11 protein-coding genes are annotated in these 14,156 nt (G+C 59.3%); 3 read left to right on the top strand and 8 right to left on the bottom strand.

Going from position 1 to position 14,156, the window contains the following annotated elements; translation table 11 throughout:
- Positions 1–29 precede the first annotated feature (29 nt).
- Positions 30–1,367 (bottom strand): adenylate/guanylate cyclase domain-containing protein, encoded by a 1,338-nt coding sequence (locus tag ACYJRZ_RS14715; RefSeq protein ID WP_459459909.1) that lies wholly within the window; start codon positions 1,365–1,367, stop codon positions 30–32.
- A gap of 328 nt (positions 1,368–1,695) precedes the next feature.
- Positions 1,696–2,871 (bottom strand): DUF3095 domain-containing protein, encoded by a 1,176-nt coding sequence (locus tag ACYJRZ_RS14710; protein WP_459459907.1) that lies wholly within the window; start codon positions 2,869–2,871, stop codon positions 1,696–1,698.
- Positions 2,872–3,013: 142 nt separating this feature from the next.
- On the opposite strand from ACYJRZ_RS14710, the gene ACYJRZ_RS14705 reads away from it, so the two are divergent.
- Positions 3,014–3,493 (top strand): class I SAM-dependent methyltransferase, encoded by a 480-nt coding sequence (locus ACYJRZ_RS14705; protein WP_459459905.1) that lies wholly within the window; start codon positions 3,014–3,016, stop codon positions 3,491–3,493.
- A gap of 2 nt (positions 3,494–3,495) precedes the next feature.
- Here ACYJRZ_RS14705 and ACYJRZ_RS14700 read toward each other — a convergent pair whose 3' ends face one another.
- Together ACYJRZ_RS14700 and ACYJRZ_RS14695 are read right to left on the bottom strand one after the other, a co-directional pair.
- Entirely contained in the window at positions 3,496–4,374 is an 879-nt protein-coding gene (locus tag ACYJRZ_RS14700; protein ID WP_459460590.1) for an FkbM family methyltransferase, read from the bottom strand.
- A 72-nt stretch (positions 4,375–4,446) separates the two neighbouring features.
- Entirely contained in the window at positions 4,447–6,171 is a 1,725-nt protein-coding gene (locus tag ACYJRZ_RS14695) for an adenylate/guanylate cyclase domain-containing protein (RefSeq protein WP_459460588.1), read from the bottom strand.
- A 199-nt stretch (positions 6,172–6,370) separates the two neighbouring features.
- On the opposite strand from ACYJRZ_RS14695, the gene ACYJRZ_RS14690 reads away from it, so the two are divergent.
- On the top strand, positions 6,371–7,468 hold the full coding sequence (locus ACYJRZ_RS14690) for a glycosyltransferase family 4 protein (RefSeq protein WP_459459903.1): 1,098 nt from the start codon (positions 6,371–6,373) through the stop codon (positions 7,466–7,468).
- Positions 7,458–8,204: a polysaccharide deacetylase family protein gene (locus ACYJRZ_RS14685; protein ID WP_459459901.1), complete on the top strand. Its 747-nt coding sequence runs from the start codon at positions 7,458–7,460 to the stop codon at positions 8,202–8,204. The genes ACYJRZ_RS14690 and ACYJRZ_RS14685 overlap by 11 nt, the downstream gene beginning before the upstream one ends.
- 14 nt (positions 8,205–8,218) lie before the next feature.
- On the opposite strand, the gene ACYJRZ_RS14680 is transcribed toward ACYJRZ_RS14685, so the two are convergent.
- From ACYJRZ_RS14680 to ACYJRZ_RS14665, 4 genes are all read right to left on the bottom strand, one after another.
- Positions 8,219–8,656, bottom strand: coding sequence for a VOC family protein (locus tag ACYJRZ_RS14680; protein WP_459459899.1), 438 nt, complete (start codon positions 8,654–8,656; stop codon positions 8,219–8,221).
- 80 nt (positions 8,657–8,736) lie between these two features.
- A complete protein-coding gene (locus ACYJRZ_RS14675; RefSeq protein ID WP_459459897.1) occupies positions 8,737–9,567 on the bottom strand; it encodes an MBL fold metallo-hydrolase in 831 nt (276 codons plus the stop codon).
- A 304-nt stretch (positions 9,568–9,871) separates the two neighbouring features.
- On the bottom strand, positions 9,872–10,399 hold the full coding sequence (locus tag ACYJRZ_RS14670; RefSeq protein WP_459459895.1) for a winged helix DNA-binding protein: 528 nt from the start codon (positions 10,397–10,399) through the stop codon (positions 9,872–9,874).
- Positions 10,400–10,482: 83 nt separating this feature from the next.
- Positions 10,483–14,109: a hydantoinase B/oxoprolinase family protein gene (locus ACYJRZ_RS14665; RefSeq protein ID WP_459460586.1), complete on the bottom strand. Its 3,627-nt coding sequence runs from the start codon at positions 14,107–14,109 to the stop codon at positions 10,483–10,485.
- Positions 14,110–14,156: the final 47 nt, after the last annotated feature.

The raw sequence follows: 14,156 nt of genomic DNA, 5'->3' as shown, positions 1-14,156 counted from the left end.
GCTTATGCTGAAGCGAGGCGCATCTGCGGTTACGGAGTCAGGTTTTCAACTTGAAGGCGGCCATCGAACTTCTTGGCATCCCTGTGCAAGAGAATAACTTGTTCGGCCTCGGAGAGGCTATCTGGCACCGTATCCTGGAAGATCTCCAGCGCGCGGCTGGCTGCTGCCGCAGCCTTCGGAGAGACAACTGTGAAGCGCTGGCGCACGCCGCGCAGCTTTTCTTCTCCCAACGTCCCCCATTCGCAATCGGTGTAGCTTGAGAAAGCCTGGCTGGCGACGACCTCCGTCGAATATTTCTTGGTCAGCGACTGCAGCCTCTCGACCTCGTTGACCGCGGCCCCAAAAGCGGAAAAGGTCAGCCGATCCTTCAAGCCGACATTGCCGAACATGACGTTGCCGACATGCAGGCCGATCCCGTAGCGCACCTCGCTCAGATTGCGCGATTGGCGATCGCTGTTGAGCGCGGCAACACGGCGTTGCGCCTCGAAAACGGCTGTTAGCGCGGCTTCGCAGGCAACCTTGGACGGATCCTTGTGTCGTCCGCATGGATAGACAGCAAGAAAACCGTCGCCGAGGAAGCTCAATATCTCGCCGCCATTTCGGTTGAACGGCGCTGCGATCGCGTCGAAGAATTCGTTCAGCGTATCGATATAGGCCTGGCGCCCTTCCTTTTCGGCATAAACTGTCGATTGCCGCATGTCGCCCATCACGAGCGCTGCCCGGATCGTCTCGCCATCGCCGCGGCGGATTTGGCCGTTCAGCACGCGCTTTCCGGCATCGCCGCCGAGATAGGTGGTCAGCATATTGTTGGCGAGCTTGCCGAGAACCGCCATCTTGGCGGCCATGGCGAGATGGTTCTGCATGCGCATCAACGCGCCGATCATATCTTCGCTGAAGCCGCCAAGGTTGTCGGTGGACCAGGAGCCCATCATGCCCTGCATCGAACCAGCCCCGAAGGTCTGCACGAAGGCCATGTAGTCGGTCACCTTCTCCTTGCGCAGGTCCTCGAAGATCGGAAACTCGACCGCGCCGTCACCATCGATCCTGCGGCGCAGGTGCTGTAGATTGTTAGAGAGAAGATAATAGTAGGGGCTCTGTAGGAAACGCTCCGGCCTTTCGTTTCCGTGCCGATAGCCCTCGATGGTCAGACCGCCAGCCCGGCGCCAGGTAAAGCCGAGCGAGTCATAGAGCGGATGAAGCATCGAGAAAGTCAGGTGCACGCGCTTGAGCGGCATCCCGGTGGCGGCCATGCGTTCGCAGAAACCACGAACGACGGTTTCCAGATTCTCGCCCGTTAGAGCGGCCTGCGTCAGCCATTCCGCAACTTTATCGATAAGAATATCAGAGACACCCGAATTAATTGCCATTATTCTCGCGGCCCATCCTGCAATGCTTGACGCCTCGACCCTACCACAGCGTACCGTCGATTTCGCCGGCGGCCGTATCCGGGACTTCCAGCCCATCGTCAAAGACTGGAAGAAACATCATGCGGCGGCACCGATACGTTCCATTGCCATCTTGGATCGCGCAGGTACCTCACATCCCGCACATGAAATGCGGCAAAAGAACAGTCGTCACCGCTGACGACTCTCGTTTTGTTCTCATTCAGATAAGGCGCATATTCAGCTGACACAATGGCAAAAAGCAAATGGATCGATAAAATTGCGACTACGGCCTTGCGTGCTGCAGATGAATTTATTCGTCCGCGGCAAGCTTGGGCGGCCACTTTCCTCGCAATGCCATGGCTGCCATCGCATACCCCCCGCTCGCCCCATCAATGAAGTGCATATGGTCGCGCATGAGCGGTGTCGGAACGAAACAGGTCATCAGCGCACTGTCCTGCCGATGCAGGCCAAAGCGACACACGCCTTCCGCCTCTGCCTGACGTAAGCGTGCCTCGATACGTTCGAGATGCTCGGCATCGACATCGATGGTCATTTTCAGACCATCGTCGAACTTTCGGAAATCGGAATTTGCCGCAAGATCGCGCCGATAGATGTTGGCGTCAAAGGTTCCAGCTCTCGCTCCGAACTTACAGAGAATCCAGAGCAGAATGACCTGCGCGTCAATGGCAAGCTTGCGCCACCAGCGATGAGACGGAGTGGCAAGAGCCCGCGCCTCGATATCGGCACCATCAAAACTCAATGCCGGCGTCGGACCTTCAACGGGGACAGGGTGGCCGTCGCGGCTCTGCTCTGCAGAGATCGCGATGATATCGGCGACCAACTGCTGAAATTGCGGACCGTTTCCATTCTCGCCGGGGATGGCGATGATGGAGACGATCTCGCCATTTTGCGCCTTGATCGGGTTCCAGCGGCAGGAAAGGCCTGTGAGATCTGGCTCCGCTTTTTCCGGCGGCGCTTCGACGATGAAACGTCCTGCCTTCATCTGCTGTTCCGCCCAGCTCGTGCCGCCGCCTGAAAACATGGCGTAGGAGACGTGGTCGCTTGGGTTGAACCGCGCGACCTTCACGTCGAACCCCTCCCCGCGGATTGCACTCATCGGCACCAAGGCCGTGCGTAGATCGAGCTGCAGCTCTTCCATCACCCAACCCCGCACAGCTGAAAGCGCCTGTCGCGCCTGCTTCTCGCCGGAGGGCGGAACTGCCACCACAGCGCCATCGCCGCCGAAGGCGAAGGGATAATCGCCCCGGTCCAAAGCGTTGAGCACGGCGGAAATCACGCTGGCGCCTGCCATGTTGACCGATTTGTAATGACCTTCGGCAATCGCCTTCGTCGAACTGACGATATCGGCGATCGCAATCAGCCAGTCACCCGGCAGGGGCTGATAGTTGGCGCTCTCGGTCACCCCCTCGAAACGGCTGAAACCGGAGAGCGTATGGAAGAAATCATCGTTGGACAGCTCGGCCATGATATCCCCCTTCCGTGAGCGCCGTGACGATCTATCCCTACAGCAAATGCCTCGAAAAGCCAGCGGGTGGTCGACGCCGCGATGCCCGCCATGCTAGGCCACGGCGGGAGAGGCATAGTACGCCAAGGATATTTTAAATACGATGAGCCGCCTGGATAGTTTCATTCGCCGCCTCAGTGCGCAGCGCGACATTCTCAACGCCGTTGCAGATGAGGTGAAAACGCTCGACGGCCCGGTGCTGGAACTCGGCCTCGGCAATGGCCGCACCTTCGATCATCTGCGTGAACTCTTTCCCGACCGTCGCATTGTTGCATTCGACCGGACGGTCAACGCTTATGGCCCTTCCATGCCGTCGGCTGAAAACCTTGTTCTCGGTGAGATCAAGGACACGGCAAGAACTTTCATTGGCGCCGATGCCTCGCTCGCCCATGCCGATATCGGCACCGGCTATGAAGACAAGGATGCGATAACGTTGACGTGGCTGCCGGAAATCATGGCCAGCGTGCTGGCACCTGGCGGGCTTGCGGTTAGCGGCCTTCCCCTCGACCATCGGGATCTCGTAGAGCTACCGCTGCCCTCGAGCGTCGAGGGCGGGCGCTATTTCATTTATCGGCGCAGATAGCTTCAACGTAGGAACAGAACGTCGAACTGTTCCCCCGCCATCGGCAGTTCGACCACCTTCATGATCCGCTCGCCGCTTTCGAAGAAGGCGAGGCATTCGCCGTAGTATCCAGTGAGATCGGCGATAAAGTCTTTGGTCTGATCCTTGCCATAGAAGGCCGGCGTGAATTCCATATAAAGCGGTACCTTTCGGGCCATCAATATGCCCATCGAACGGCAGGCAACAGGCTCGTATCCTTCAATGTCCATCCAGATCAGCCCGATATCGGCGGGATCGACACCGGCCTGCAGCAGAATATCGCCAACCGGACGGACGGGCACCGAGATCTTCTCATCGGTCGGACTTTGCCGCAACGCGCTGCTTTTGCCATGGTTCTTGTGGTTGAGATAGAAGTCGAGCTGCCCCTCGCGATCGCCAGCGGCGCAATTGATCGCGGTCACGATTTCCCGCAAGTCGTTATCGGCAATATTAGCCGCCAGCAGGCGGAAATTGCGCGGATCCGGCTCGACGCTGACGATGCGGTCATAGGCGCCGCTTAAAGCAAAGTAGCAGGTCTGCGTGCCGATATTGCCGCCGAGTTCCAGAAGCGCCGATCCCTTGCGCAACAGGCCGTGCTCGCGCAGTCGGCTCAGCAGGCGATCGACATGGTCGCGCTCGAAATGCCCTTTGCGAAAAACCTTGCGACCGATGTAGTCGGCCGGCGAGAAACTGAGGACGTGATCGCCGCAATCGACCGTCATCGTCTTCACGCGGGGACCTATGGCACTGACAAGGATATCCCGACCGAGCCGGGTATTGAACAGGCGCGTGGCTATCGCGTCCCGCTTGCGGCGAAAAGCTCGCTTCCAGTATTTTCTTGTAAGAATCTTGCCGTCGAACATGAGCGCCATCTCTACACCGACGTCATTCCATTGCAAACGGACAAGGCCGATGCCGCCGCCACGCTCTGGAAATCAGGCAAAATGGGCGCTCGCCTCTTTCGAAACGATATAGACCCGCAAGGGCTCGCCCCGGCCTCTGACGGCGATCTCGCGGCTTTCGATGCCGGAAATGTCGACTTCCGAAAGCTGCGCCACAGGCTCCGAAAAGACGAGCGCAGTGTTGAATTCCTTGGCGACGCTTTCCAGGCGGCTGGCGACGTTGACCGTGTCGCCGATCGCCGTCACGTTCTTGACGCTGCCATAGCCCATAGAACCCACGACCGCGAGGCCGGTGTGAATGCCGATGGCGATTTCGAGCGGGGCGGCCAGCTCATCAGCGAGCTCGGCACTAAGCTTGTCGATCTCGCGGATGATCTCCGCCGCCGCCTTCAAGGCCTGGCGATTTGCTTCCTTTGGAGTCGTGCGAAGGCCGAAGAGCGCCATGGCGCCATCGCCGATGAATTTATCCATCCGGCCGCCATTCTCCTCAACGATGCGGCCGACGATGGCGAAATAGCGGTTGAGCAGGAAGACGATGTCAAAAGGCAGCCGCGATTCCGTCAGCGACGTGAAATGGCGCAGATCGCAGAAGAAGACGACGATTTCACGCTCGCGGCCGGGACTTGCGGCCTGTGTGTACACAGGGATAGTCGCCTCGGCCATCGGCGTCAGCAGCGGCACCACGCTGACATTGCCGGTCGGACGCAGCTGGCAGGCAAGCCTGACATCCGGCGTAGCGCCGATGCGGTTCAGGGTCTTCTGCTCCAGCGGCTCGGGCGGCGGCAGGTATTCGCCTCCCTCGATGACCTGCACGCGGCAGGTCGAGCACTGCCCCTTGCCGCCGCAGACCGAGTAATGTGGAATGCCGCCAAGACGGCTTGCCTCGAGCACGCTGAAGCCGCGTGGTGCATGCACGACTTCCCCGCCTGCGTAACGAATAGCGATCTGATATTGCCGTTCTCGCAGCCTGCGATGCGCCCGGAAGGCGAAAAGAGTGGCGATCGACAGACTGAAGGCGCCATAGAACCCGGCGCGATATGGCCACAGGGCTTCCGCCATTTTACCGCCCGGGGCCGAGCCCGACTCGCCGAAGCTTCGCACGTCGCTGTAATAGCCGCCCGGATAGCCGCGCTCATCCTCTTGGGCGACCTCATGCGCCACGGTCCTGCCCATCGCGGCAAAGCCGAGCAAGGCGAGAACCGGCAGGACGATGGCAAGCGACAGCACGACCGGCGCGATCGCCGTGTACCAAGGACGATAGCGCAGCCAGAAATGAACGCCGATACATCCATGGAGCCAGACGATGAGGAGGACGAACGATTGGCGCATCCCGTTAAACGGCGAAGTCACCCACAGGGTGCGCACGATCGCTTTGTAGGTATCGTGATAGCCGTAGACCTCATGAACGATGCGTGTCGCAACGATATGGTCGATCAGCAGGAGGGGCACCAACAAACCGGTGACGATCTGAAAGGCTTCGCCGGCGGGCATGACGAGCGTTCTGCGCTTGTAGAGCATCCGCAGGACCAGCAGGATATGCAGAATCAGCGCCCCATAGAGCAGCAAGGTTCCAGCTGGATTGCGCCAAACCGCCATAAACCAATGTTGGGCGTATTCGGCCATACCAAGCGAAATCAGACCAAGGGAATGGTTGGCCAGATGCATTATTACGAAAGCAAAAACGATTAGACCCGAGCCGAGACGCAGCTTTCGCACGAAGCGATCGGTCATGATTGGCTTTTTCGCCTCGATGGTCATCAAACCCAATGTATATTGCCCGTTCACAACTGATCCGAAAACGGTTATCGCCTACCATCTAGCCGCAACGCTGCATGCTGTCGAGGATGCGGCCTTTTGAAGCAGGGACCTTATTGTCACGCAACAGGTCGGAATTCGGGCAATCATTTCACGATTTGGGTTCCTGCCATCACTTAATCGTCAACTGTGCGACGACATCATGAAGATTGCCTTTTACGCTCCCTTAAAGTCGCCTACCCATCCGGTTCCATCCGGCGACCGGCTGATGGCGCGCCAGATCATCGCGGCATTGAAGATGGCGGGGCATGAGGTCGAAGTCGCTTCTGAACTACGCAGCTTCACGCCCACTCCGGAAGCCGGCCCACGCATGGAGATCACTCGGCAGGCGAAAAGTGAGACAGAGCGATTGCTGGAGCAGTGGGGCGGTATGTTATCGCCCGATCTGTGGTTTACGTATCACCCCTATTACAAGACGCCCGATCTTATCGGTCCATCGATCGCAAGAAAGCTCGGCATTCCCTATGTCACGGCGGAGGCATCCTATTCCCGCCGTCATGACGAGACCGGCTGGCAGGAGAACCAGCGCCTTATTGCCGATGCGGTGAGGCTTGCCGCTGTCAATCTGTGCTTTACCGAGCGGGACCGGACCGGTTTGCTCGATGCGATTCCCGATGGCCGCTACGAGCGTTTTCTGCCCTTCATCGATACGTCGCCCTTTGCACGCTCCTCCGCCGAGCCACTGCGGCTGATTACCGTGGCGATGCTGCGCAAGGGCGACAAGTTTGACAGCTACACCATGCTGGCGCGTGCGCTTCATATCATCCGTGATCAGGATTGGACCCTGACCATCATCGGTGATGGGCCGATGCGAGGCGAGGTCGGGTCGTTATTCTCCGCATTTGGCGAGAACCGCATCATCTGGTGCGGAGAGCGATCCACCACTGAGATCGCGCAAGAACTTGCGACCGCTGGCCTTTATGTCTGGCCCGGCTGCAACGAAGCCTATGGCCTCGCCTATCTGGAGGCGCAGGCGGCGGGCCTGCCAGTCGTCGCGCAGGCAACGGCCGGTGTGCCGGAAGTGGTGATGGCGGGTATGACAGGACTTCTAACACAGGAAGGCGATATTGAGGCCTATGCCGGCGCTATCGCCGAGCTTTTGAACGACGCGAGCCGGCATCGGGCCATGGCAAACGCAGCCTATGACTTCGTTCATCAGGAGCGTTCACTGCCCGCCGCGTCGAGGCGGCTGGAAACCATTCTTCGAACATATCTGGGAGATGCTTATTATGAGCGATAGAACCGAATGGCAGGCTCTGCGCGACGAGCTGTGCCGATGGAGCGAGGCCGGACGAAAGGTGAAACTCTGGTTCCGCGACGACGACGCCATCGAGCCGACCCCTGCGCTCGATCGGCTTCTATCGCTTACCAATCGTTTTGACGTGCCGATCGCGCTTGCGATCATTCCACAACCGACGGGTGAGGCGCTCGCCGAACGCCTGGCGGGCGAAAGCCGCGTCACGGCCACTGTGCATGGCTGGACCCACCAGAACTATGCGCCTGATGATACCAAGAAGCAGGAACTCGGCCTTCACCGGCCGCAGGCGGTCGTGCTCGACGAGCTGCGCTGCGGTTTCGATAAGCTCAAAGCTCTTTATGGTGGGCAGTTCGCACCACTGCTGGTACCGCCGTGGAACAGGATCGACAATGCGCTGCTGCCGCATCTCACCCCCTTCGGCTATCGTGCCGTCTCCGTTTTCGGATTGGCAAAGCAAGCCCCCATCGGCTTGATCAACACACATATCGATATCATGCGATGGCACGGGGTGCGCGGCGGCCTGCCGCATGCTGAAGTGATCGAGCGTCTCGTGGAGGAACTCCGGATTCGATTCGACGACCACGACGAACCGATCGGGGTGATGACCCACCATCTCGTCCACGACGATCTCGCTTGGAATTTTGTCGAGAGGCTGTTCGAGGAGACGGCCGGCCATGCCGCCATCGAATGGCGGCCGGTCGGCGACTTCGTGCATTAGTCGTTCTGTCGCGCTCAGCCGAGTTCCTGAGCAAGTCCGATGAGAAGCCCCTCAGGCCCACGGATATAGCAGAGGCGATATGCGTTGCCATACTGGACGACTTCGCCGACGAGCTGCGCGCCGCGCATGCGGAGCCTTTCAAGGGTGTCGTCTATGTCGTCGACGGCAAACATGACGCGGAGATAGCCCAAAGCGTTGACCGGGTCATTTCGGTGATCCGCAACGACAGCCGGCGCAAGAAAACGGGAGAGCTCGAGCCTGCTGTGGCCGTCCGGTGTGCGCATCATAGCGATCTCGACGCGCTGATCGCCCAGCCCAGTGATACGCCCGGCCCACTCTCCTTCGATCGTGGCCTGCCCTTCGAGCTCAAGACCGAGCTCACGAAAGAAATCGATCGCCCCTGCCAGGTCTTCGACGACGATTCCGACATTGTCCATTCGCTTGACGGCCATGTCTTCAACCTCCCGAAAGCCGTTCCAGTCAAAGTGGTGCTTCCCAGTGTAACAACGGACACTTCCAGCCAAAAGGTGTCTCAGAGCTGCAGCGATTGTCCATCAAAGGCGAAGAACGCTTCGGGAAAGCTCTTCTGTGCATCGCGCTGCATCTCATCCAGTTCGCGGTCCGTGCGGCCGGGCGCGTGATGGAACATGGCAAGCCGCTTGGCGCCAGCCTTCTTGGCGAGCTTGATGCCCTCCTGCCATGTGGAATGGCCAAAACCGAGATATTTCTGCATCTCCGCTTCGAGATAGGTGGCATCATAGATGGCGAGGTCGGCATCGGCCATCAGCTGGAGCGCCGCCTCATCGAGCTTGCCTGCCACATGCTCGGTATCATAGACCATGGCAATCACCCGGCCTGCCCATTCGATGCGATAGCCGATACAGCCGCCGGGATGATTCAGCCTGGTCGTATGGATGACGATACCCGGATGCGGCTTCAACGTGTCGCCGGCGGCGAAATCGCGGAAATTCATCGTCGCACGACAGATGTCAGGTTCAACAGGAAACCATGGTGGCCGCATGAACTGGCCGATTAGCTGCCTCGTCGTCGTCTTGCCCGCCAGATGGCCTGACCAGAGATCGACGCTGACACGCGGATCATAGATCGCGTTGAAGAAAGGCAGCCCGATGATGTGGTCGTAGTGCGAATGGGTGAAGAAAAGGTCGATATTGTGGACCCCTTCCTTGGCCAGGGAAGCTGCTGCCTCACGCAAACCACTCCCGGCGTCGAATAGAATATGCCTGCCGTCATGGCGTAACTCAATGCACGACGTATTGCCGCCGTACCGCTCAAATTCCGGTCCCGATACAGGGATGCTTCCCCGCACGCCCCAAAATTTCAGCTCGAAACTATCGTTGTTCATGGAAGTTTTTACACCATTCCCCTTTCGGTCAAAAAAAGCATACTTTTGCTATCGTGCGAAGCCAGCAATTTCCAAAAGTTGCGCGGTGGTAAAAACTGGATCTCATCGGTCGGCCGACGCAGATCGTCAAGCGGATTGCCGCCAACGGATCGCACAGATCCTAATATAGGTACGAACTGACAGAATAGATAAGGGGCGGGAATTTGCGTGTGATGCCGGCGACCCAAATTATACTAGCAAGCAATGAAAAGCACCCGTCGGGAAAGGGCCAAGAAGATTTGGGAGAAACTTGCGCCCTTTTATCTTACAGCGTGGCGGCCGACCGCGCGGCTTGTTCGTAATAGCCGGACAATGCCCTGAGATGTGAGGCAATATCGGAGAGGCCATCCTGCGAGAGACCGGATACTTTCGTCGCCTCGACGAGCAGCCGCTCGCGAATTTCGGTATAGCGCTTCAGCGCGTCCAGCCCTTTGTCGGTGACCTGGATTGTCTTTTCCTTGCCAGCCTTGCCACTTTTGACGAGGCCTGCTGCCTCCAGCTTCTTGATGGCATAGTTGGCGACATGCGTATCTTCGATATCAAGGACGAGGCAGAGATCGGCGAGCGTTTTCGGCCGATCGCGATGCCGCACCGAATGGATGATCAAGATCTCAATTGGTGAAAGACCGGGCACGCCGGCCGCTGCCATGCAGCGCACCAGCCACCGATTGAAGGCATGGGAAAAGAGGATCGACCCGTATTCCAGCTCCGACAGAGCCGGCGAGCTGCCGCCTGCAAGATGGGCCGACGATACGATCAATTCGCGTCGCTTACTCTTTTCCTCGGACGTCACCTGAAAACTCCTTCGAACCGGATCAAGCCCTGCAAATTCGCCGGGCCGAGCGATCGATGCCGCTCGACCCGGCATCACATTGGCTATTCATCCCGCTTTCCATAGCCGCCGCCCGTGGGGGTGACGACCGTAAAGGCCTCGCCCGCTTCGAGCACCGTATGAGCCGAGCCGATCAGTTCCTCGATCATGCCGTCGTTGCGACGGACATAATTGCGGCCGGTCTGTCCTGCCTCGCCGCCCTTGATACCGAAGGGCGCGACGCGCCGGTGGCCCGACAGGATAGCAAATTCAAGCTTTTCGCGTGTGCGGATCGTGCGTTGCGTGCCGTTGCCGGCGTTCCACTTGCCGCGCCCGCCCGAATTCGGACGAATGTGGAAATCCTCCAGCACAACCGGGAACCGCGTTTCGAGGATTTCGGGATCGGTGAGACGCGAGTTGGTCATATGCGTGTGCACCGCGTCGGCGCCATTGAAGCCAGGCCCTGCCGGCGCTCCGGAGCAGATCGTCTCATAATATTGATAGGCATCATTGCCGAAGGTCAGATTGTTCATTGTGCCCTGGGCCGCGGCAAGCGCCTCGACCGCGCCAAACAGGCAGTTGGTCACGGCTTGGCTGACCTCGACATTGCCGGCAACGACTGCCGCTGGATATTTCGGCGTCAGCATCGTGCCTTCGGGAATGATGATGCGGATCGGCCGGAGGCAGCCGGCATTCATCGGAATATCCGCCTTAACGAGGACGCGGAAGACATAGAGCACGGCAGCACGGGTGACTGGCTGCGGCGCATTGAAATTGTCTGGGCGCTGCGCCGACGTGCCAGTGAAATCGACCGTTGCCTCGCGCTTGTCCTTGTCGATCGAGATCTTGACGACGATCTTGCAGCCCTGATCCATTTCGTAAGTGAATTCGCCATCCGACAAACGGTCGAGAACACGACGCACACTTTCGGCAGCATTGTCCTGAACATGGCCCATATAGGCATCGACGACATCTTCGCCGAAGTGAACGATCATCTTCTTCAGCTCGGCCACGCCCTTTTCATTGGCGGCAACCTGGGCCTTGAGATCGTTGATGTTCTGTGCCAGCGTGCGCACCGGATAGCGTGCACCCGTCAGCAGCTTGGTAAGCTCCGCCTCACAGAACCGGCCGCGATCGAGCAGCTTGAAATTGTCGATATAGACGCCTTCTTCCTCGATATGGGTGGCAAGCGGCGACATGGAGCCCGGCGAGATACCGCCGATATCGGCATGATGGCCGCGGCTGGCGACCCAGAAGCGGATCTTCTCACCCGCATCATCAAAGACCGGGGTGCAGACTGTGAGGTCAGGCAGATGCGTGCCGCCATTGTAGGGCGCATTGATGAGGAAGACATCGCCCGGATGGATGACGGCGTTTTCGCGGATCGCGGTTGCGACCGATGCATCCATCGAGCCCAGATGAACCGGCATATGCGGCGCATTGGCGACCAGATTGCCTTCGGCATCGAAGACGGCGCAGGAGAAATCCAACCGTTCCTTGATATTGACCGAATAGGCGGTGTTCTGCAGCGTCATGCCCATCTGCTCGGCAATCGACATGAAGAGATTGTTGAAGATCTCCAGCATGACGGGATCAGCCTTGGTGCCGATGGCATTTCGCTCCGGCAGCGCCTTGATGCGCGTGAGGATGATATGATCCTTGACCGTCAGCTGTGCCTGCCAGCCGTCCTCGATGACGATCGTCTGGTTCGGCTCGATGATGATGGCCGGGCCAGTCACGATCTGGCCGGGCTTGATCGCCTGGCGCAGGACAACGGCTGCATCGTGGCTCGCGCCGTTTGAATAGAAGGCAGTGCGCCTTGTGACTTGTGCTTCACCCTCGACGGCAGCCTCCAGTTCGACCACAACATCGGCAGCCGCACCGCCGATCGTTTCGATCTCCACGGCCTCGATGACCAGAGGCTTATCTTCGGCAACGAAGCCGAAGCGACGCTTGTGCAGTGCCTCGAACTGGCTGCGCAACCGCGCGGGGTCATCAATTTCGGGGAAGGTCGTCTCGACCGCCAGCAGCGTGTCGGTGCCGGCATAGCGGATATGGACGCGCTGGATCGTCTTGATCTCGGCCGTCGCGACGCCCTGTGCTTCCAGTTCAGGAACGCATTCGCCGCGCAATTCGCCACCTAGCGCTGCGATCGCGACGGGTGCTGCATCATCGAGGGAAACGCCGAGTGCCTTCTGGCGGGTTGCCCTGATATCGGCAAGCCCCATGCCATAGGCCGAGAGAAGGCCTGACATCGGATGTAGAAGGATGCTCTTCATACCAAGCGCATCGGCGACCAGGCAGGCATGCTGCCCGCCGGCGCCCCCGAAGCAGTTGAGCGCATAACGCGTCACGTCATAGCCGCGCTGCACGGAAATCTTCTTGATCGCCTCGACCATGTTGGCAACAGCGATGCGGATGAAGCCGTCGGCGACATCTTCGGGGCTGCGGCCATCATCTATTTCGGCTGCGAGCGCGGCGAACTTGGCGCGCACCGTCTCGACATCGAGCGGCTGATCCTGGTTCGGTCCGAAGATGGAGGGAAAGAATTCCGGTAGCAGCTTGCCGGCCATGACATTGGCGTCGGTGACGGCCAGCGGACCGCCGTTGCGGTAGCAGGCAGGCCCCGGAAAGGCGCCGGCAGAATCCGGTCCAACGCGGAAGCGATCGCCATCGAAATGCAGGATCGAGCCGCCACCTGCGGCCACGGTATGTATGAGCATCATCGGAGCACGGACACGAACTCCGGCCACTTCCGTCTCGAAGGCGCGCTCATATTCGCCATCGAAATGCGCCACATCCGTCGAGGTGCCGCCCATGTCGAAGCCGATGACATTGGCAAAGCCCGCCTGCTCGCCGGTCTTTGCGAGACCGACCACACCGCCGGCCGGACCAGACAGAATAGCGTCCTTGCCCTGGAACATATCCGCCGCCGTCAATCCGCCCGACGACATCATGAACATGACTCGCGCGCCAGTGCGCTCGACATCGAGCTCATCGCAGACCTGGCGGATATAGCGGCCGAGCACCGGCGACAAATAGGCGTCGATAACAGCCGTATCACCGCGGCCGACGAGCTTGATCAGCGGCGAAACCTCGTGGCTGACGGAGACCTGCTCGAAGCCGATGGATCTTGCGATTTTAGCGACCGCAGCCTCATGCGCCGGGAACTTGTAGGCATGCATGAAGACGATGGCGACGGAGCGATAGCCCTTGGCGAGAAGATCGCGCAGTGCCGCCTCCGCTGCCTTTTCGTCCAGAGCCAGTTCGACGGTGCTGTCCGCAAGCACGCGCTCTTCGATCTCCACGACATTCTCGTAAAGCGCTTCCGGCTTGACGATCTCGGTCGCGAAGATCTTCTTGCGCTCCTGATAGCCGATGCGCAGCGCGTCGCGAAATCCCTTCGTCGTCACCAGCGCCAAGCGTTCGCCCTTGCGCTCGAGCAGCGCGTTGGTGGCGACCGTCGTGCCCATGCGGACCTCGCCGATGGCACCTTCAGGAACCGGCTCGCCCTTGCCGAGACCGAGATGGAGACGAATGCCGTGAACGGCGGCATCGCGATAAGCCTCGGGATTTTCCGATAGGACCTTGCGGGCGTGGAGAGCACCGGACGGATCGCGCCCAACCACGTCGGTAAAGGTACCGCCGCGATCGATCCAGAAATCCCAACGACCCGAAATACTCTCCGACAAACCCGCCTCCAGCAGAACGACGCCAACAACAATGATAATATATCGAT

The sequence above is a fragment of the Rhizobium sp. No.120 genome (genome assembly GCF_054558365.1).
The sequence above is the reverse complement of the archived record's forward strand: the minus strand, read 5'-3'. Positions and strand labels throughout refer to the sequence as shown.